Raw genomic sequence first — 18,732 nt, 5'->3', positions numbered from 1 at the left:
TTCACTAATTTTAAAGCCATCTAAATCGATATCAGTGAAAAATATATTCATCCTGAGCTTATTATTCGTTTCCATTCAAAGTTACTGCCAGCAAATACCGCTTAATAAATACGGGCTGCCCGTGGTGAACAGTCTTGCGCTGTACCAGGAGATCGTGCGCGCAGACCCGCAACAGGCGCTGGTTCGCGTGACGGATTTCGCGATGGACGTGCGTTATGCCACCATGGACAACTTCACCAAAACGGTGCTCTACCCTTTCCCGGCCGTGTTCCTCCGCCGGCCCGCTTACGAGGCCTTGCTGCGCCTGCAGGAATACCTGGAACCGCTCGGCCTGGGCATCAAGATCTATGACGGTTACCGCCCCTACCGGGTAACGGAAAAAATGTGGGAAATAGTGCCGGACGACCGTTACGCCGCCGATCCTAAAAAAGGCTCCGGCCATAACCGCGGCGTGGCGGTGGACCTTACGCTCATTTACCTGAAAACGGGCCGGGAAATGCCCATGCCTACGCCTTACGACGACTTCACCGAAAAAGCCCACCACGAGTACCAGGACCTGGGCGACGAAGTAAAAGAGAACCGCATGCTGCTGCGCACCCTCATGGAAGCGCACGGGTTCGTGGCGCTGGAAACCGAATGGTGGCATTATTATCTCAAAGACCCTCAAAAATATCCACTTATGGATATTGGGTTTGAGGAGCTTAAATAATTTTTATAGCTTAACGGTTCAAATTACTCACACGTCTATGCGGAATATCAAATTAATGATGACGTTGGGGCTGGCGCTTGTTTGCGGCGCATGCTCGGCGCAGAAAGCGAAGAACGGCTGGTTCAGCCTTTTTAACGGGAAAGACCTGAAGGACTGGGATATCAAGATCACCGGCCACCAGCTGAACGACAACAATGGCAACACTTTCAGGGTGCAGAACGGCAACCTGGCAGTGTCTTACGAGAACTACGACGAATTCAAGGAACAATACGGCCACATCTTCCATAAGCGGAAATTTTCCGCTTACCTGCTCGTGATGGAATACCGTTTCGTGGGCGAACAGGTGAAAGGCGGCCCGGGCTGGGCCACCCGCAACAGCGGCGCGATGATCCATTCACAGGCCGCCAAAACGATGGGCGTGAACCAGGACTTCCCGATCTCCATTGAAGTGCAGCTGCTGGGCGGGCTGGGCAAAGGCAACCGCACCACGGCCAACCTTTGCACACCAGGCACCAATGTGGTGATGAACAATAAGCTCATCACCGCGCATTGCATAAATTCCACCAGTAAGACCTACAACGGCGACCAGTGGGTGCACGCGGAAGTGCTGGTGCTGGGCGATTCCATCGTGAAGCACATCGTCGAAAAAGATACCGTACTGGTATACGAAAAACCGCAGATCGGCGGGGGCAACGTAAGCGGCAGCGATCCTGCGCTGATGCAGAACGGCAAGCTGCTGAGCGAAGGTTATATCGCTTTGCAGAGCGAAAGCCACCCGGTGGAATACAGGAAGGTAGAGCTGTTCGACCTGGCGCCGTATATGAAAGATAAAAAGAAGCTTGCGCAGAAGATAAAGGAATTGCAGCGGCGGAAATAGTTTGCCGCGCGAATATAAAAAAAAGCGTCCTGCTGTAACAGCAGGACGCTTTTTTTATGCGATTATAAATTTATTGCACGATGATGGTCAGGGTAGATTTCGGGCGGGTGATCTCCGTCACCGGCACATCTTCCCATTCACGGGAAACATCCTGCAGGATGTCGATCACTTTGTTGCGGGTCTCTTCATTTTCTTCCGCGAGGAAATATTCGAAATCGGTGATGGTAAGCAAATAATTCTCTTCCACACCGTGGAGGCCTGAAAGACAGTCATACAGCGCATCCAGGTTGCGTCCGAAATAATCCGGGAAGCGGAATGCGCGGGAGATCTCGTCATAGAATCCTTCTATTTCGATGCAGTTCTTTCCTTCGATGGTGGCGTTGTAAGTCGCTTTCATAATGATGGCAAGTTACGAAAGGAGGCGGAAAAGGGCAAATTGAAAGGCTCCTTTAATTGTTGTTCTATTCATCAAAAAAGGCCGTTCCAGTTCCCCGAAACAGCCCTTTATACAGACAAAAACTCTTCTTAATAGATCTTGTTCAGCGCATCCACATAGGCGTGCACGCTGGCGTTCACGATGTCTGTAGAGTAGCCGAAGCCGTAGTAGGACTTTCCGCCGTGATGCACGCGCATGTTCACTTTGCTCACATCTTCACTGCCGCCGCGCATCGCCTGGATGCTGAATTCGTCGATCGTGATATCGTCCTGGATGATGTTGTGAATGGCGTTGATAGTGGCGTTCACCGGACCGTTGCCTGCTGAGCTGGCTTCTTTTTCTTCGCCGTTGATGCGCAGCTTTACGGTGGCCATCGGGCGCAGGGGATCGCCGCAAACTACCTGTAGCAGCGTTACTTTGATGCCTTTATCGTCGTAGTGATTGGCATCTCCGTCTCCCATCAGCGTCAGCAGGTCGTGGTCCGCGATCTCTTTTTTGGTATCGGCCATTTCGAGGAAACGGGCGTATACTTCATCGAGATTGATCTTGTCGATCTTGTAACCAAGGCGCTCCAGGTGATGTCTGAGCGCGTGACGGCCGCTGCGCGCGGTGAGGATGATAGAATTGGATTGCAGGCCGATGTCTTCAGGATTGAGTATCTCGTAGTTCTCACGGTGCTTCAGCACACCGTCCTGGTGGATGCCGGAGCTGTGCGCGAATGCGTTGCGGCCCACGATCGCTTTGTTGGGCTGCACGGGCATGCGCATCATGTTAGACACGAGGTTGCTGATCTCGTATATTTTTTTGCTGTTGATGCCGGTGGTGTAACCCAATGCATGGTGCGTTTTCAGGATCATGGCCACTTCTTCGAGAGAAGTATTGCCCGCCCTTTCGCCGATGCCGTTGATGGTGCACTCCACCTGGCGCGCGCCGTTCACAACGCCGGCAATGGTGTTGGCAGTGGCCAGACCAAGGTCGTTGTGGCAATGCACGGAAATGATCGCTTTGTCGATGTTGGACACATGATCCACCAGGTATTTGATCTTCGCGCCGTATTGTTCGGGCAGGCAGTAGCCATTGGTATCCGGGATGTTCACCACGGTAGCGCCGGCAGCGATCACTGCTTCGATCATTTGGGCGAGATATTCGTTATCCGCACGGCCGGCGTCTTCTGCATAAAATTCAATATCGTCCACAAACTTGCGGGCATATTTCACTGCTTCCACAGCGCGTTCCAGGATGGCTTCGCGGGTGGAGTTGAACTTGTATTTGATATGCATGTCCGACGAACCAATACCGGTGTGGATGCGCTTGCGTTTGGCGTATTTCAGCGCGGCCGCGGCTGCATCGATGTCCGCCGTGTTCGCGCGGGTGAGGGCGCAGATTACCGGTTCGGATACGGCTTTGGAAATTTCCACCACGCTCTGGAAATCGCCGGGACTGGAAATGGGGAACCCTGCTTCGATCACGTCTACGCCAAGGGCTTCCAGCTCTTTGGCGACAATGATCTTTTCGACGGTGGTGAGCTGGCAGCCCGGCACTTGCTCCCCGTCGCGGAGGGTAGTATCGAAAACGTATACACGATTTTTATCCATGACAATCAGTTTGTAGGTTAGTTAAGGTTTTTCAGGACTTGTGTGCCCATGGCGTCGGTGCCGAGCACAAAATCGTTGGGTGTATGTTTGTTTGCAATGTCCATCGTACGGAAACCCTGGCGCAGCGTGGCGTCTACGGCACGGATCACGCGCTGGGATTCTTCCTTGAGGCCGAATGAAATGTCCAGCAGCAGCGCTGCGCTCAGGATGGAGGCCAGCGGGTTGGCAATGCCTTTGCCGGCAATGTCGTGGGCGGAACCGTGGATGGGTTCGTAGAAACCAACGGAATCGCCTACGGAAGCGGAGGCCAGCATGCCCATGGAACCTGCGATCTGGCTGGCTTCATCGGTGAGGATGTCTCCAAACAGGTTGCCGGTCACCACTACGTCAAAACGTTTCGGGTCTTTGATGAGCTGCATCGCGGCATTGTCTATGAACATATGCTCGGTTGTTACGTCCGGGTATTCTTTTTCCAGGCTTTGCACTACTTCGCGCCACAGCCGGGAAGCTTCCAGCACATTGGCCTTATCAACGGAACAAAGTTTCTTTTTGCGGGTGCGTGCGGCCTCGAAGGCTTTGCGGGCAATGCGCTCCACTTCGTATTTGTGGTAGATCATCAGGTCTGAAGCGGAAGTACGGTCTTCGCTCCTGTTCTTTTCCCCGAAATACACATCGCCGGTGAGCTCGCGGAAAAACAGGATGTCTGCGCCCTGGAGTATCTCCGGCTTGATGCTGGACGCCTGCAGCAGGTCGTCGAACAGCTTGATGGGGCGCAGGTTGGCATACAGGCCCAGCTCTTTGCGGATCTTGAGCAGGCCTTGCTCCGGGCGCACTTTCAGCGTGGGATCGTTGTCGTATTTGGCATGACCGATAGCGCCAAAAAGGATGGCGTCGCTCTGGCGCGCTTTTTCCAGCGTACTGTCTGGCAGCGGGTCGCCGGTGGCTTCGATGGCTACGTGACCCATAATGCCTTCATCAAAAGTAAAGGTGTGCTTGTAGTTGGCAGCGATCGTCTCCAGCACTTTCTTTCCCCACGCGGTCACTTCCTGCCCGATCCCGTCTCCGGGTATAACCAATATTTTCTTCGTAACTCCCATTAGATTGTATTAGAAATTAAAAGGTCTTGTAGCTTCGTATGCGTTGATCTCCTTGCTGAGGCTGAGCAGGTAGTCGATGTCGTCGTACCCGTTCAGCAGGCAGGTCTTTTTATATGGGTTGATGTCAAATTTTTCCTGTTCGCCGGTGGCGCTGATGCGGATGAACTGCTCTTCCAGGTTCACTTCCAGCTGCGCGGCAGGATCTTTCTCCACGGCTGTGAAGATATTTTGCAGGAACCCTTCGCTTACCTGCACGGGCAGGATGAAGTTGTTGAGCGCGTTGTTCGAAAAGATGTCCGCAAAGAAGCTGCTCACCACTACTTTAAATCCATAATCGGCCAGCGACCATGCAGCATGCTCGCGGGAGGAACCACAACCGAAGTTCTTACCGGCCACAAGAATACTGCCTTTGTAAAGCGGGTTGTTCAGCACAAAATCCCTCCTGGGCGCACCCTGCCCGTCGTACCGCCAATCACGGAACAGGTTTTCGCCGAACCCTTCGCGTGTGGTCGCTTTCAGGAATCGTGCGGGAATGATCTGGTCTGTGTCTATATTCTCTATCGGTAACGGTACCACTGAAGACGACAGGTTAGCAAATTTTTTGTCCATTGTCAATAATTATATCAGTTCTCTTACGTCGGTCACATTACCGGTGATGGCGGCCGCCGCCGCGGTGAGCGGGCTGGCCAGGAAGGTGCGGGCGTTGGGCCCCTGCCTGCCTTCGAAGTTACGGTTGCTCGTGGCAATGCAGTATTTGCCCGCGGGAATCTTATCCTCGTTCATGCCCAGGCAAGCTGAACAGCCCGGCTGGCGCAGCTGGAAGCCCGCTTCTTCAAATATCTTATCTATCCCTTCTGCAATGGCCTGCGCTTCCACCTGTTTGGAACCGGGCACGATCCAGACGGTCACGTCCTCCGCCTTTTTCTTTCCCTTTACAAATTCCGCCACCATCCGCAGGTCTTCGATCCTTGAATTGGTGCAGGAACCGATGAACACGTAGTCCACCTTTTTGCCCAGCAACCGGCTGCCCGGCTGAAGGTCCATGTACTGGAGGGATTTGGAGAAGGAAGGCCGTTCTGTTTCGTCTATCTCCGCCAGTGCAGGAATATTGCGGGTTACGCCCATGCCCATACCTGGGTTGGTGCCGTAGGTGATCTGCGGTTCAATGTCTGCCGCATCAAATTCCAATACTTTGTCGAACTGCGCGTCCGCATCGGTGTGCAGCGTTTGCCAGTAAGCCACTGCCTTGTCCCAGTCCTCGCCTTTAGGCGCAAACTCGCGGCCTTTGATATAGTCGAAGGTCACCTGGTCCGGCGCAATAAGCCCGCCCCTGGCGCCCATTTCGATGCTCATGTTGCAGACGGTCATGCGCGCTTCCATGCTGAGGTTGCGGATGGTTTCCCCTGCATATTCCACGAAATAACCCGTGGCGCCTGATGCGGAGATCTGCGAAATGATATATAAAATGATGTCTTTAGACACCACTCCTTTCTTCAATTGCCCCTTCACCTCGATCTTCATCCTTTTAGGCTTGTATTGCAGGATGCACTGGGTAGCGAGCACCTGCTCCACCTCCGATGTGCCGATGCCGAAGGCTACCGCCCCGAAAGCGCCGTGGGTGGAAGTATGGCTGTCGCCGCATACGATGGTCATACCCGGCAGGGTAATGCCCAGCTCCGGCCCGATCACGTGCACGATGCCCTGGTAAGGATGGCCGAGGCCGTAAAGCTCTACGCCGAATTCGGCTGTATTTTTCGTCAGCATCTCCACCTGCTTGCGGCTCAGGGCCTCTTTGATGGGAAGGTGCTGATCTATCGTCGGTACGTTATGGTCCGGTGTGGCACGGGTCTTTCCAGGCCTGAACACGGGAATGTTGCGCCTGCGGAGCCCGTCAAAAGCCTGCGGGCTGGTCACTTCGTGAATGAAATGGGTGTTGATGTACACCGCATCCGGGAAACCCGGCTTGCTGGCTACGATATGGCTGTCCCAGATCTTGTCAAATAATGTTTTCCCCATATTTCTCCTTAAATTTGCTTTCCTTCCTATTTACACCTTCAAATCTAATTGACACATTTAAACCTCAGATCGTTAAATTTGTCATTATTACGATTCGCAAAGGCGATATATGACCATTAACTTATTGAGGATCAATAATTTACAATTCTGTAACAACGATGTCCAACACGCAGAACGATGCTTTATTCATATTAATAAAAACGCTAACAAAAGCCGAAAAAAGGAATTTCCAGCTGGCATTCAACCGGGATAACACGAAGGAGGACGTGCTTTTCATTCAATTGTTCAACGCCCTGGACAAAATGAAGGAATACGACGAGGAGCAGGTATTGAAACGGGTCCCGGACATCAAAAAACAGCAGCTGAGCAACGTAAAGGCCCACCTGTACAAACATCTTCTCACCACCTTACGGCTGTTATATAAAACAAAAGACCCGCTGATAGATCTGCGGGAGCAGCTGGACTATGCGCGGGTGCTGTACAACAAAGGACTGTATAACCAAAGCCTCAAGATACTGGCCAAAGCTAAAACCAGCGCGCGGGAGCAGGAAGAAGTGATGCTGTATTTCGAGACCGTGGAATTTGAGAAGCTGATCGAAAGCAGGCACATCACCCGCAGCCTGGACAACCGGGCGGAAGAGCTGAGCGACGAAAGCCGGATCATCAACGAGCAGCTGAACAACGTGAGCAAGCTGAGCACCCTGGCCCTGCGGATGTACGGCATGTACCTCAAGCTGGGGCACGCGCGCGACGAGAAGGATTCCATGATGCTGCGGTCTTTCTTCGAAGCCAACCTGCCGGCAGTGCAGCAGGGCAGCATGAGCTTCTACGAACGCATTTACCTTTACCAGGCTTATTGCTGGTACTATTATATTTTGCAGGATTTCGTGATGTATTACCGGTATACCCAGAAGTGGGTGGACCTGTTCACCGAATATCCCAGCCTGCGCGATACTGATGTGGACCTGTACATCAAAGCGATGCACAACCTTCTGACCGCGCATTTCCACACGATGAACCACGATAAATTCACCGAGGTGCTTACCGAAATGGAGCAGTTCATTGTCGAAAAAGAAGAAAGCATGAATGAGAACACGCGCACCTCCGCGTTCGTGTATCTCTATACCGGCAAGATCAACCGGCACTTCCTTGACGGCACTTTTTCAGAAGGGCTGCAGCTCGTGAGCGAGGTGGAATGCAAGATATCGGAGCACCAGCTAACCGTGGACCAGCACCGCGTGCTTGTATTTTATTACAAGATCGCCTGCCTTTATTTCGGCAGCGGCGATAATAATAACGCGATCGTTTACCTGAACAAGATCATTCATTTGCGGATAGGCAACCTGCGGGCAGACATACAATGTTTCGCGCGCATCCTTCACCTGATCGCGCATTACGAGCTGGAGAACTACAGCCTGGTGGAATACCTGATCAAATCTGTGTACCACTTCATTGCGAAGAACAAGGACTTAAGCCTGGTCATGGAAGAGATCCTGAAATTCCTGCGCAAGAACATGTACGCCAATCCCAAGGCTTTGCGCACCGCTTTTCGCGAGCTGAAGGGAAAGCTGGAGATCATCGCGAAGAATCCTTACGAGCGCAGGAGCTATTTGTATCTCGATATTGTGAGCTGGCTGGAAAGCAAGATAGACGGGATACCTGTGCAGGAGGTGATCAGGAAGAAGTTTATCAACAAAGTGCCGCGGATTTAGTTAATGCACATTAACAAAAAGACAACGTACGTTTAATATTGAAACGCCGTGGAAAGGTTATCCCCGGCGTTTCTTCATATAAAGAAGGGATCTTCCAATCCTTTGTGTTTCAGGGTAATTTTCGCTACACATTTTGCTTGTGCTAATACGTGCCAGATTTCCAACACATTCTGTTTTTCTATCATACCAAATACCTGCTTTTAGATGTGAATAACGTGAATTGTACGCCCCTTCTGCGATCCCAAAAAGTTCACATTCTTTATCCACATATGGGGGAAACTTACCACCTTGACGGGATAGTTTGATCATTACATTTGCAACAGTTCTTGACTTCGTTGTGCTGGCTTCAAACGTTTCTTAAACGTGGAGAATTAATAGGGAATCGTGTGGAATTCACGAGCAGACGCGCTACTGTGATCCCCTATATGCCGGATGCTTTGCAAAATGCCACTGCCCCGACAGGCGTCGGGGTGGGAAGGCTCACCCGGCAAGGGAAAGCCAGGAGACCTGCCAGAACAACGTAATTGTCAAAACCTTCGCGAAATAAGGTTATGGCGAGCCCGACCCCAGGATGTACCTCCTCTACGGATAACGCGCTCCCGTCTCCCCACGCCGCGAACCCGCATTAACTTAACTAGGGATAGTGAACCGTATAAAAAATTACTAATGAGTAACGAGAATGAGATCTTATTGAAAGACAACAAGGACAGGTTCGTGCTGCTGCCGATCAATTACCCCGCCATCTGGGAACAATACAAACGCCATGAAGCCAGCTTCTGGACCGCCGAGGAGATCGACCTCAGCGGCGACCTGGCAGACTGGGCGAAGCTGAACGATGGCGAGCGCCACTTCATTTCGCATGTGCTGGCCTTTTTTGCGGCATCAGACGGGATCGTGAACGAGAACCTGGCGGTGAACTTCATGAGCGAAGTACAGATACCAGAAGCGCGTTGTTTCTACGGCTTCCAGATCATGATGGAAAACATCCACTCCGAAACTTATGCTTTGCTGATCGATACGTATGTGAAAGACCCGGTGGAGAAAGACCGCCTCTTCCACGCCATCGACACCGTGCCTGCGGTGAAAAAGAAAGCCGAATGGGCCCTCCGCTGGATCGAGAACGGCACCTTCGCGCAGCGCCTTGTGGCATTTGCAGCGGTGGAAGGCATCTTCTTCAGCGGCAGCTTCTGCTCCATTTTCTGGCTGAAAAAACGCGGCCTCATGCCCGGCCTTACCTTCTCCAACGAGCTCATCAGCCGCGACGAAGGGCTGCACTGCGAGTTCGCCTGCCTGCTGTACAGCATGCTCAACGGCAAGCTCAGCGAAAAAGAAGTGCATGAGATCATCGGCGACGCCGTGTCTATCGAAAAAGAATTTATTACAGACGCATTGCCCGCCGCCCTCATCGGCATGAATGCGGACCTGATGAAACAATACATCGAATTTGTGGCAGACCGCTGGCTGCAGGCGCTGGGTTGCAGCAAAATGTTCAACAGCAGCAACCCCTTCGATTTCATGGAAATGATCTCGCTGCAGGGCAAAACCAACTTCTTCGAAAAACGCGTGGGCGATTACCAGAAATCCGGCGTAATGGGAAATAAAGAGGCACAGACTTTCAGCCTGGACGAAGACTTTTAGACAAAACAAGAATACACCCGACATATATTTATTCACCCAGTTAAATTCATCACACTATGTTCGTTATAAAAAGAGACGGAAGAAAGGAATCTGTCAAATTTGACAAGATCACGGCAAGAGTAGAAAAACTGTGTTACGGATTGGCGCCGGAATATGTAGATTCAATCGACGTAGCGAAGAAAGTGATCCAGGGCCTGTACGATGGCGTTACCACCACCGAGCTGGACAACCTGGCTGCGGAAACCGCCGCTTCCCTGACAACCAAACACCCGGACTATGCGCAGCTCGCTTCCCGCATCGCGGTGAGCAACCTGCATAAAAATACGATCAAGTCGTTTTCCAAAACGATGAAGAAACTCTACGAATACATCGATCCGAAAACCGGCAAACCCGCCGGCCTGCTGAGCGATGAAGTGTGGGAAGTGATCCGTCAGCATGCTGACATACTCGATTCCACCATCATCTACGACCGCGACTTCGCTTTCGATTATTTCGGTTTCAAAACGCTGGAACGCTCTTACCTGCTGAAGATCGACGGCAAGATCGCCGAACGCCCGCAGCACATGTTCATGCGCGTGGCCGTTGGTATCCACAAAGAGGATATCGACTCCGCCATCAAAACATACAACCTGATGAGCGAGCGCTGGTTTACCCACGCCACGCCCACCCTCTTCAACGCCGGTACGCCCAAACCCCAGATGAGCAGCTGCTTTTTGCTGACCATGCAGGGAGACAGCATCGACGGCATCTACGACACCCTGAAACAGACCGCCAAGATCTCCCAGAGCGCAGGCGGCATCGGTCTCAGCATTCATAACATCCGCGCTACCGGTTCATATATCAGCGGCACCAACGGCACTTCCAACGGCATCATCCCCATGCTGCGCGTGTTCAACGACACTGCGCGGTACGTAGACCAGGGCGGCGGCAAACGCAAAGGCGCGTTCGCCATTTACCTGGAGCCCTGGCATGCAGACGTGTTCGAGTTCCTGGACCTGCGCAAGAACCACGGTAAAGAAGAGCTTCGCGCCCGCGACCTTTTCTATGCCCTCTGGATGCCGGACCTGTTCATGAAACGCGTGGAAGCCAATGGCAACTGGAGCCTGTTCTGCCCCCACGAAGCACCCGGGCTGGCAGATTGCTGGGGCGAGGAATTCGAGAAACTGTACGAACAATACGAAGCCGAAGGCCGCCAGCGCAAAACCGTAAAAGCGCAGGACCTCTGGTTCGCCATCCTGGACGCACAGATCGAAACCGGCACGCCGTACCTGCTGTATAAAGATTCCGCCAACCGCAAATCCAACCAGCAGAACCTGGGCACCATCAAAAGCTCCAACCTCTGCACCGAGATCATCGAATATACTTCTTCCGACGAAGTGGCCGTATGCAACCTCGCTTCACTGGCGCTGCCGCGCTTCGTGATCGACGGTAAGTTCGACCACCAGAAGCTCTTCGAAGTAACTTACCAGGCTACACTGAACCTGAACAAGATCATCGACGAGAACTATTACCCGGTTGAAGAAGCCCGCCGTTCCAACCTGCGCCACCGCCCCATCGGCCTCGGCGTACAGGGCCTGGCAGACGCGTTCTTCCTGCTGCGTTACCCCTTTGAAAGCGAACAGGCACAGCGGCTGAACAAAGAGATCTTCGAAACCATTTATTTCGCCTCCCTCACCGCCTCCAAAGACCTGGCGAAGAAAGACGGCGCATACGACAGCTACGAAGGTTCACCCGCCAGCAAAGGCATCCTGCAATATGATATGTGGGGCACCACGCCTTCCGACCGCTGGGACTGGACCGGCCTGAAAGCCGAGATCAAAACCTACGGTATCCGCAACTCTCTGCTGCTGGCGCCGATGCCCACCGCATCCACCTCGCAGATACTTGGCAACAACGAGTGCTTTGAGCCTTACACCTCCAACATCTACACCCGCCGCGTACTGAGCGGTGAGTTTGTGGTGGTGAACAAACACCTGCTGAAAGACCTCGTGGAACTGGGCCTGTGGGACAACGACATGAAGAACAAGATCATCGCTGCCAACGGCTCCATCCAGCAGATAGATGAGATCCCGGGCAATATCAAAGAACTGTACAAAACCGTTTGGGAGATCAAACAACGTACGATCATCGATATGGCTGCAGACCGTGGCGCATTCATCTGCCAGAGCCAGAGCCTGAACCTGTTCGTGGATACGCCTTCAGCTTCCAAGCTCACTTCCATGCACTTCTACGCCTGGAAAAAAGGCCTGAAGACCGGCATGTACTACCTGCGTACACAGGCCGCGGCACAAGCCGTTCAGTTCACCGTAGAAAAACAAGGCGGCCAGAACATGGTGCCCGTTATCGCCCCGGCCGAAAGCGCCGCGGACGAGCTGGGCGTGCCTGTAGGCGCGGTTTGCACGATGGAAGAAGGTTGCGTGACCTGCAGTGCTTGATAAAACTGTTATTGATTATAATAAAAAGGCCTGGGGTATTCCCCGGGCTTTTTTTTATGGGCTGTGCTTCCTGAAGCCGATTTCCACACGGGGTTCTTTCGGCGGGTCGATCAGGTGTTCCAGGTATTCAAAGATCACCTGGATGTCGGTTCCATGCGAGCTTACCTTTCCTTCCAGTTTTTCCAGTTGCAATAGCACATCCTTATGCACGGAAAGTGCTTCGCGCATTTTTACGAATATTTCAATGATCTGGATGCTGACTTGTATAGCACGTTCGCTGCGGAGCACATTGGCAAGCATTAGCACGCCATGCTCGGTGAAAGCGATCGGCAAATGCCCGCCCAGGTGCTGTTTGGAAGGTATCGCATTTTGCGATACCATTGAAAGTGCCTCCTGTTCTGATAACTGGAACATAAAATTCTCGGGAAACCGATCAATGTTGCGTTTCATCTGCTCCTTCAGCCGAAAAGGCTGTACACCGTACGATTTTCCGCAAGCCCGCTTTTTCCCTTAAATTTGCAGTCCGATATGGACATCAGCATCAACAAATACATCGCAGAAACCGGCTTCTGCAGCCGCAGGGAGGCAGATAATTACATTGAACAGGGCCGCGTGACCATCAATGACAACATTGCATCCAAAGGCAACCGCGTGGAAGAAGGCGACGTGGTGGAAATTGACGGCGAACCGCTGAAGAAAAAGAAAGCGCCCGTTTATATCGCACTGTATAAACCAAAAGGTATTACCTGTACCACCGACCTGAAAGACAAGACCAATATCATCGACTATGTTGGCTACAAATCCCGCATCTTCCCCATCGGCCGGCTGGACAAACTTTCCGAAGGCCTCATCTTCCTTACGAACGACGGCGATATCGTCAATAAGATATTGCGCGCGGGCAACCAGCACGAGAAAGAATATATCGTAACGGTAGACAAGCCTATCACCCTGGAATTCGTGAAGACCATGCGCAGCGGCGTGCGCATCCTGGGAGTATACACCAAAAAATGTTTTGTGCAGCAGGAAGGCCACACACGCTTCAGGATCATCCTCACGCAGGGCCTCAACCGACAGATACGCAGGATGTGCGAGGCTTTGGGGTACAAGGTCACCACGCTGAAACGCACCCGCATCATGGGCATTACGCTGAAAGACATCCCGCCCGGCAAATGGCGGTATTTCACCAAAGACGAAATTTCGCTGATGAACGAAATGGTGGCGAACAGCAGCAAAACGGCGGATAGATCCGACCTGGGCGGCATGGACGAATAACTACCAAAGCGGCTCCAGCTGCACTTCCACTTGCTCGTCGTGGCCATTCTCCAGCGAACGCATGCCTCTTTCCGTATGGCGCTGCGCTCTTACGATCACTTCCATTTCAAAATTCACTTTTTTCGTTTCGAAAGCCTGCTTACGCACACCTTCATGATCGAAGTCACCGCGGATGTCCGTAAAGCTGTTGATGATGGTGCCTACCGGTTTATCTTCCACGTTGCCGAGATACCTGCCCACGATACCGGCCACCTGGTTGATCACATCCAGCGCAACGCCTGCCGGGCTGGCATTGGAAACGAGGCCGGTAACGGTTCCCAGCAGCGACTTGTATTCTTCGTCGTTCTTCAGGTCTGCCATCACCTTGCCAGTTTCGCGCAGGGCCTTTTTGCTTTTGATCACGGCGCACATGGTGTGGATCTGCTTGGGCGGCAGTTTGTCCGTATCGTTCTGCTGCCAGTAAAAAATGGTTTTGTTGATAGGCAGATGCTCATTGTCACCGATCCTCGGGAAGCCCTGCAGGTCAATGCCGCCAAGCAACTGGTTGTTGATGTCGCTCACCACGATGGTAAGGCAATACAGCTTGGCAAAGCCGGGCAGCAGCAGGAAAGGCTCGGTATTGTTGTCTTTCACGAAAGGCGGCAGCAGGCGCAGCTCAATACCGGTGAGCTTGTCTGAAGTAGGAATGTCGCGGGTAATGTTCTTCAGCGCGTCGGCAAACTTACCGCCCTGCGGAAGGTCTTTCGGAGCGGAAAATACCACGCTGGTCTCGGGGTTTAAGAATTCAATTGACATAACATGATTTTGTAAGTACGGGTTCAAATAAATAATGGTAAAAAACCTGTCTGAGGTTACGAATGCAAATGCAGATGTATCTGGGATTAATCTTTGTTCAAATTAGAGATTAATTGCGAGACTACCAAACTATTGCTGGTTATCAACAGGTTAAAAAACTACCTCGCCCGGCTCAGCTCCCATTGCAGCTGTTCCTCCTCCATTACGCCTTCGATGAATTTGCGGTAAGCTTTAGCAGGGTTGATAATGATGGTGGACGGGATGCTTCCCTCCCAGCGCGGGTCTATGATGCGGGCGTATTTGTTGGCGTTCGTTTCTTCCATCCAGTATACTTTCCCGCTGATCTTCCGTTGGCGGATAAATTGTCTGATCTTTGAAGGATAAGCGTCGTCGAGGTCGAGGCTCAGGTATATAAATTTAACGGATGGGTTTAGCCGCGATTGTTTTTCGAAATGGGGCAGCTCTTTGATGCAGGGCACGCACCAGGTGGCCCAGAGGTTCACCACCATCACGGAATCGCCTTCCCGCATCAGCTGCTCCAGCTGCGAAGGATTCACGCGCTGTACCTGTTGCGCGCCGGCGGAAACCGTGAATAATAAAAGGATCAGCAGGATTCTCATAAGTCCTCTTGTTTAAATCCCCATTCCGTTAAAAGCGCGGCGCGCTGAACTTCCGGAAGGGAAGGCTGTGCGTAATGCCCTGCGTTCTTTTTCTGCCGCATGGCTTCATAAATGCTCACGGCGCAGGCCACGGAAATATTCAGGGAGCGGATGATGCCCATCATCGGGATGATGAAATTCCCGTCTGCCAGCGCCCGCAGTTCATCGCTCACGCCTTTCTGCTCGTTGCCGAACACCAGCGCTACCGAACCGTTAAAATCAATATCATATAAGCTCACCGCGCCTGATGCGAGGTGCGTTGTATAGATCCGGTCATATTTTTTTCTCAATTCAGCCACCAGTTCCTTCACATCGGTATATTGATGGACAGTGAGCCACTGGGCTGCGCTGGACGAGCTTTTGGCGCCCCATTTCTTAACCCGGGGGGCTTTGGTGGTAAGCACATATACATCCTGTATGCCAACGGCATCGCAGGTACGCAGCACGGCAGACACGTTGTGCGGGTCTTCCACATTTTCCAGCACCACGGTCAGGTTGCACTGGCGGTTGTGCAATACGGTCAAAAGCCTTTCTCTTCGCTCCGGCGTCATGCTGTTAATTTTATATGTAAAATTAACAGAAATTAGTTTCAGTAATACGATTTACTATCTTTAGCGTGTTTATAAAAAACGGATCCTATGAAGTTAAAAAAGGTACTGAAAGGTATCGGGATAGGGCTTATCGTATTGATCGCCCTGCTGATCGCGATTCCTTACCTGTTCAAAGGCCAGATCATGGCCAAGGTCAAATCGGAACTGAACAAGAGCCTGAATGCCAGGGTAGAGTTCAAAGATGTGGATATCAGTCTTTTCCGCAGGTTTCCAAGGCTGGCCGTAGCGCTGGAAGAACTGTCCATCACCGGGGTGGACCATTTCAACGGGGACACGCTGCTGGCCGTTAAGCGGCTGGACGTTGCCATGAACCTGATGAGCGCCATCAAAGGGGAAAGGATCGACGTGTACAACGTGGTATTGCAACAGCCACGCATATACGCTATCGTGGACGAAGAAGGCCGCGCCAACTGGGACATAGCCAAACCGGATACGGACACTGCCGCCGCTGCGCCGGGAGACACTTCCTCCGGCGAATTCGCCTTCAGCCTGCAGCAATACAGCATAGAAGACGCTACCATCAAGTACGACGACCACCAGGGCCATATGCACCTGAAGATCGACGAGCTGAACCATAAAGGCAAAGGCGATTTCACGCAGGATGAATTCGTGCTGCAAACCTCCACCACTACTGAATCCCTCAGCTTCGCCTACGGGTTCATCCCCTACCTGCTCAACACAAAGGCGGAAATCGCGGCTGATATCAAGATAGATAATAAGACCAGCACTTATGCCTTCAAAACGGACAAAATTTCCATCAACAACCTGAAACTGTCCACAGAAGGCTTTGTGCAGCTGCTGAACGACAGCACCTACAAAATGGATGTGCAGTTCGCATCGCCATCCACTGATTTCAAAGACATCCTGTCCCTCATCCCGGCGGTGTACTCGAAAGATTTCGCCAGCATCAAGACCAGCGGCAACGCCAATTTCTCCGGTTTCGTAAAAGGCACCTATTCGGACACGCAGATGCCCGCCTACCAGCTGCACCTGGGCGTGAAGAACGGCTTCTTCCAATACCCGGACCTGCCTAAACCGGTAAAGAACATACAACTGGCGGTGAACGTGAGCAATCCCGACGGCGTGCCGGACCATACGATCGTGGACGTGCCGCAGGCGCATCTTGAAATGGACGACAGTCCTGTGGATATGCGGCTGATGGTGAAAACGCCCGTATCCGACCTTTACATAGACGCCGCCGCCAAAGGCAAGCTGGACCTTGGCAAAGTAGGCCAGTTCGTAAAATTCGAAAAAGGCACCCAGCTGGCAGGCTTGCTGAATGCAGACCTCCAGGCACGCGGCTACATGAGCGCCATCGAAAAACAGCAATATGAAGCTTTCCACGCAGCCGGTAATCTTTCCGTGAACAACCTGCTGTACAAAAGCAGCGATTACCCTGACGGCGTGAAAGTCTCATCCCTGCATATGCTCTTCAACCCGAAGAACGTGACCATCTCCGACTTCAACGGCCAGTATCTCGGCACCAACTTCTCCGCCAACGGCGAAGTGAACAACCTGCTGGCCTACGCGCTGCGCAACGAAGCGCTCAACGGCAGGCTGGCGCTCAAAGCGGACCAGGTCAATCTTGATAAATGGATGGCCACCGGCAGCAGTGAATCAACACCCTCTAAACCCGCAGATACCGCCGCAGCTGTGCCATTCGCCGTGCCCAACAACCTGGACTTTACCGTGCAGGCACAGGTAGACAAAGTGCATTACGACAAAGTGGACCTGAACAATCTTTCCGGCTCATTGCTCATCAAAGATGAAACGGTGACGATGAAAGACATCAAAGCCAATACCCTGCAGGGCAGCATGAAGATCGACGGCACTTATTCCACCAAAAACGACAAGAACCATCCCGATATCAGCCTTGCCTACGACGTAAAAGAGCTGGACGTGCAGCAGACCTTCAAAGCCTTCAACACTGTACAGAAGCTCATGCCCATCGCGCAGTTCCTGAGCGGGAAGCTCAGCTCGCAGCTCACCGTAAAAGGCAAGCTGGGAAAGGATATGAGCCCCGAGATCAATACCCTCTCCGGCGACGGCAACCTGCTGCTCATACAGGGCTTCCTGAAAAAATTCGCACCGCTGGACCAGCTGGCCAACCAGCTGAATGTTGCCGCTTTACAGGACATTTCAGTGAGAGATATCAAAAACTATTTTGCCTTCCAGAACGGCCGGATGACCGTGAATCCTTTCCGCGTGAAGCTTCCCAACATGAACATGCTGATAGGCGGCAGCCATGGCTTTGACCAGAGCATGGACTACACCATGCAGCTGGCGCTTCCGCGCGCGCTGCTGGGGCAGAAAGGCAATGCGCTGGTGAACAACCTCGTGTCTCAGGCCACCAGCAAAGGCATTCCCGTGCAGGTGAGCGACACCGTTTACCTGAATGTATTGCTGGGCGGCAACATCATGAAACCCTCCGTGAAAACAGACCTGAAAGAAGCGGCGGGCAAAGCGGCGGAAAACCTGAAAGACCAGGCCACCGCCATGATCAAGAATAAAGTGGATACCGTAAAGCAGACGGTGAAAGATTCCCTCACACAAGTGAAGAACCAGGCCGTTTCCGCAGTGAAGGACGAGCTGAAGAACAAGCTGCTCGGCACTAAAGACAGCACCGGTTCCGGGAATATCAAAGACGCCGGCAAAGCGGCGGAAAAAACGCTGAACAACACGCTGAAAGGATTATTGAACAAGCGCAAAAACACCGCAGCAGATACAACAAAACACTGAGATCATTTGTAATATAAAGCGTGGTACTATTGTACCACGCTTTTTTTATGGACAGCATTATATACAGCCCCTTTTGTAATGCCAGTTTGTTAGCCGGACTGCTTTTCCTTTTTATGGGATTCATGATCCGGAAATACCCGC

15 protein-coding genes, 1 pseudogene and 1 riboswitch are annotated in these 18,732 nt (G+C 52.3%); of the genes and pseudogenes, 7 read left to right on the top strand and 9 right to left on the bottom strand.

What is annotated here, in order from left to right; genetic code table 11:
• Positions 1–34 precede the first annotated feature (34 nt).
• Together R3I13_RS20700 and R3I13_RS20695 are read left to right on the top strand one after the other, a co-directional pair.
• The gene (locus R3I13_RS20700; protein WP_346319879.1) at positions 35–709 is read left to right on the top strand and encodes a M15 family metallopeptidase; all 675 of its coding nucleotides are present in this window, start codon (positions 35–37) and stop codon (positions 707–709) included.
• 37 nt (positions 710–746) lie between these two features.
• A complete protein-coding gene (locus tag R3I13_RS20695; protein WP_346319878.1) occupies positions 747–1,586 on the top strand; it encodes a DUF1080 domain-containing protein in 840 nt (279 codons plus the stop codon).
• A 70-nt stretch (positions 1,587–1,656) separates the two neighbouring features.
• On the opposite strand, the gene R3I13_RS20690 is transcribed toward R3I13_RS20695, so the two are convergent.
• The 5 genes from R3I13_RS20690 to leuC all read right to left on the bottom strand — a co-directional run bounded on the left by R3I13_RS20690 (position 1,657) and on the right by leuC (position 6,730).
• Positions 1,657–1,983, bottom strand: coding sequence for a barstar family protein (locus R3I13_RS20690; RefSeq protein ID WP_346319877.1), 327 nt, complete (start codon positions 1,981–1,983; stop codon positions 1,657–1,659).
• Positions 1,984–2,111: 128 nt separating this feature from the next.
• Positions 2,112–3,617 (bottom strand): 2-isopropylmalate synthase, encoded by a 1,506-nt coding sequence (locus R3I13_RS20685; protein WP_346319876.1) that lies wholly within the window; start codon positions 3,615–3,617, stop codon positions 2,112–2,114.
• A gap of 17 nt (positions 3,618–3,634) precedes the next feature.
• A complete protein-coding gene (gene leuB, locus R3I13_RS20680) occupies positions 3,635–4,714 on the bottom strand; it encodes a 3-isopropylmalate dehydrogenase (RefSeq protein ID WP_346319875.1) in 1,080 nt (359 codons plus the stop codon).
• A 9-nt stretch (positions 4,715–4,723) separates the two neighbouring features.
• Positions 4,724–5,323, bottom strand: coding sequence for a 3-isopropylmalate dehydratase small subunit (gene leuD, locus R3I13_RS20675; RefSeq protein WP_346319874.1), 600 nt, complete (start codon positions 5,321–5,323; stop codon positions 4,724–4,726).
• A 9-nt stretch (positions 5,324–5,332) separates the two neighbouring features.
• On the bottom strand, positions 5,333–6,730 hold the full coding sequence (leuC, locus tag R3I13_RS20670; RefSeq protein ID WP_346319873.1) for a 3-isopropylmalate dehydratase large subunit: 1,398 nt from the start codon (positions 6,728–6,730) through the stop codon (positions 5,333–5,335).
• A 158-nt stretch (positions 6,731–6,888) separates the two neighbouring features.
• Between leuC and R3I13_RS20665 the strand changes: the two genes are divergently transcribed.
• The 3 genes from R3I13_RS20665 to R3I13_RS20655 all read left to right on the top strand — a co-directional run bounded on the left by R3I13_RS20665 (position 6,889) and on the right by R3I13_RS20655 (position 12,515).
• Positions 6,889–8,442 carry a hypothetical protein gene (locus R3I13_RS20665; protein WP_346319872.1) on the top strand — a complete coding sequence of 518 codons (1,554 nt, stop codon included), beginning with the start codon at positions 6,889–6,891 and terminating at the stop codon, positions 8,440–8,442.
• 324 nt (positions 8,443–8,766) lie between these two features.
• Positions 8,767–8,972: riboswitch (cobalamin riboswitch) on the top strand.
• A gap of 136 nt (positions 8,973–9,108) precedes the next feature.
• Positions 9,109–10,080, top strand: coding sequence for a ribonucleoside-diphosphate reductase small subunit (locus R3I13_RS20660; protein WP_346319871.1), 972 nt, complete (start codon positions 9,109–9,111; stop codon positions 10,078–10,080).
• A gap of 56 nt (positions 10,081–10,136) precedes the next feature.
• The gene (locus R3I13_RS20655) at positions 10,137–12,515 is read left to right on the top strand and encodes a ribonucleoside-diphosphate reductase subunit alpha (protein ID WP_346319870.1); all 2,379 of its coding nucleotides are present in this window, start codon (positions 10,137–10,139) and stop codon (positions 12,513–12,515) included.
• 54 nt (positions 12,516–12,569) lie between these two features.
• Here R3I13_RS20655 and R3I13_RS20650 read toward each other — a convergent pair.
• Positions 12,570–12,992, bottom strand: a pseudogene (locus R3I13_RS20650) (ORF6N domain-containing protein); the annotation flags it as partial.
• A gap of 51 nt (positions 12,993–13,043) precedes the next feature.
• Here R3I13_RS20650 and rluF point away from each other — a divergent pair.
• Complete coding sequence (gene rluF / locus R3I13_RS20645) at positions 13,044–13,787, top strand: 23S rRNA pseudouridine(2604) synthase RluF (protein WP_346319869.1); 744 nt, start codon at positions 13,044–13,046, stop codon at positions 13,785–13,787.
• On the opposite strand, the gene R3I13_RS20640 is transcribed toward rluF, so the two are convergent.
• From R3I13_RS20640 to R3I13_RS20630, 3 genes are all read right to left on the bottom strand, one after another.
• Positions 13,788–14,582 carry a hypothetical protein gene (locus R3I13_RS20640; RefSeq protein ID WP_346319868.1) on the bottom strand — a complete coding sequence of 265 codons (795 nt, stop codon included), beginning with the start codon at positions 14,580–14,582 and terminating at the stop codon, positions 13,788–13,790.
• Between the two features lie 158 nt (positions 14,583–14,740).
• Entirely contained in the window at positions 14,741–15,202 is a 462-nt protein-coding gene (locus R3I13_RS20635; protein WP_346319867.1) for a TlpA disulfide reductase family protein, read from the bottom strand.
• Entirely contained in the window at positions 15,199–15,792 is a 594-nt protein-coding gene (locus R3I13_RS20630; RefSeq protein ID WP_346319866.1) for an RNA methyltransferase, read from the bottom strand. Before R3I13_RS20630 ends, R3I13_RS20635 begins: the two co-directional genes overlap by 4 nt.
• Before the next feature lie 87 nt (positions 15,793–15,879).
• Between R3I13_RS20630 and R3I13_RS20625 the strand changes: the two genes are divergently transcribed.
• Entirely contained in the window at positions 15,880–18,591 is a 2,712-nt protein-coding gene (locus tag R3I13_RS20625) for an AsmA-like C-terminal region-containing protein (protein WP_346319865.1), read from the top strand.
• The last annotated feature ends 141 nt before the right edge of the window (positions 18,592–18,732 follow it).

This window comes from Chitinophaga sp. YIM B06452, from assembly GCF_039655965.1.
GTDB lineage: Bacteria > Bacteroidota > Bacteroidia > Chitinophagales > Chitinophagaceae > Chitinophaga.
Note: the sequence above shows the minus strand (reverse complement) of the source record. Positions and strands in the feature narration are given on the sequence as shown.

Excerpts from the sequence above, each read along its gene's own strand:
- leuD (WP_346319874.1), bottom strand. The coding sequence starts at position 5,323 with ATGGACAAAAAATTTGCTAACCTGTCGTCTTCAGTGGTACCGTTACCG.
- rluF (WP_346319869.1), top strand. The coding sequence starts at position 13,044 with ATGGACATCAGCATCAACAAATACATCGCAGAAACCGGCTTCTGCAGC.
- R3I13_RS20655 (WP_346319870.1), top strand. The coding sequence starts at position 10,137 with ATGTTCGTTATAAAAAGAGACGGAAGAAAGGAATCTGTCAAATTTGAC.
- R3I13_RS20665 (WP_346319872.1), top strand. The coding sequence starts at position 6,889 with ATGTCCAACACGCAGAACGATGCTTTATTCATATTAATAAAAACGCTA.
- R3I13_RS20660 (WP_346319871.1), top strand. The coding sequence starts at position 9,109 with ATGAGTAACGAGAATGAGATCTTATTGAAAGACAACAAGGACAGGTTC.
- R3I13_RS20625 (WP_346319865.1), top strand. The coding sequence starts at position 15,880 with ATGAAGTTAAAAAAGGTACTGAAAGGTATCGGGATAGGGCTTATCGTA.
- R3I13_RS20640 (WP_346319868.1), bottom strand. The coding sequence starts at position 14,582 with ATGTCAATTGAATTCTTAAACCCCGAGACCAGCGTGGTATTTTCCGCT.
- R3I13_RS20695 (WP_346319878.1), top strand. The coding sequence starts at position 747 with ATGCGGAATATCAAATTAATGATGACGTTGGGGCTGGCGCTTGTTTGC.
- R3I13_RS20635 (WP_346319867.1), bottom strand. The coding sequence starts at position 15,202 with ATGAGAATCCTGCTGATCCTTTTATTATTCACGGTTTCCGCCGGCGCG.
- leuC (WP_346319873.1), bottom strand. The coding sequence starts at position 6,730 with ATGGGGAAAACATTATTTGACAAGATCTGGGACAGCCATATCGTAGCC.
- leuB (WP_346319875.1), bottom strand. The coding sequence starts at position 4,714 with ATGGGAGTTACGAAGAAAATATTGGTTATACCCGGAGACGGGATCGGG.
- R3I13_RS20690 (WP_346319877.1), bottom strand. The coding sequence starts at position 1,983 with ATGAAAGCGACTTACAACGCCACCATCGAAGGAAAGAACTGCATCGAA.
- R3I13_RS20685 (WP_346319876.1), bottom strand. The coding sequence starts at position 3,617 with ATGGATAAAAATCGTGTATACGTTTTCGATACTACCCTCCGCGACGGG.
- R3I13_RS20630 (WP_346319866.1), bottom strand. The coding sequence starts at position 15,792 with ATGACGCCGGAGCGAAGAGAAAGGCTTTTGACCGTATTGCACAACCGC.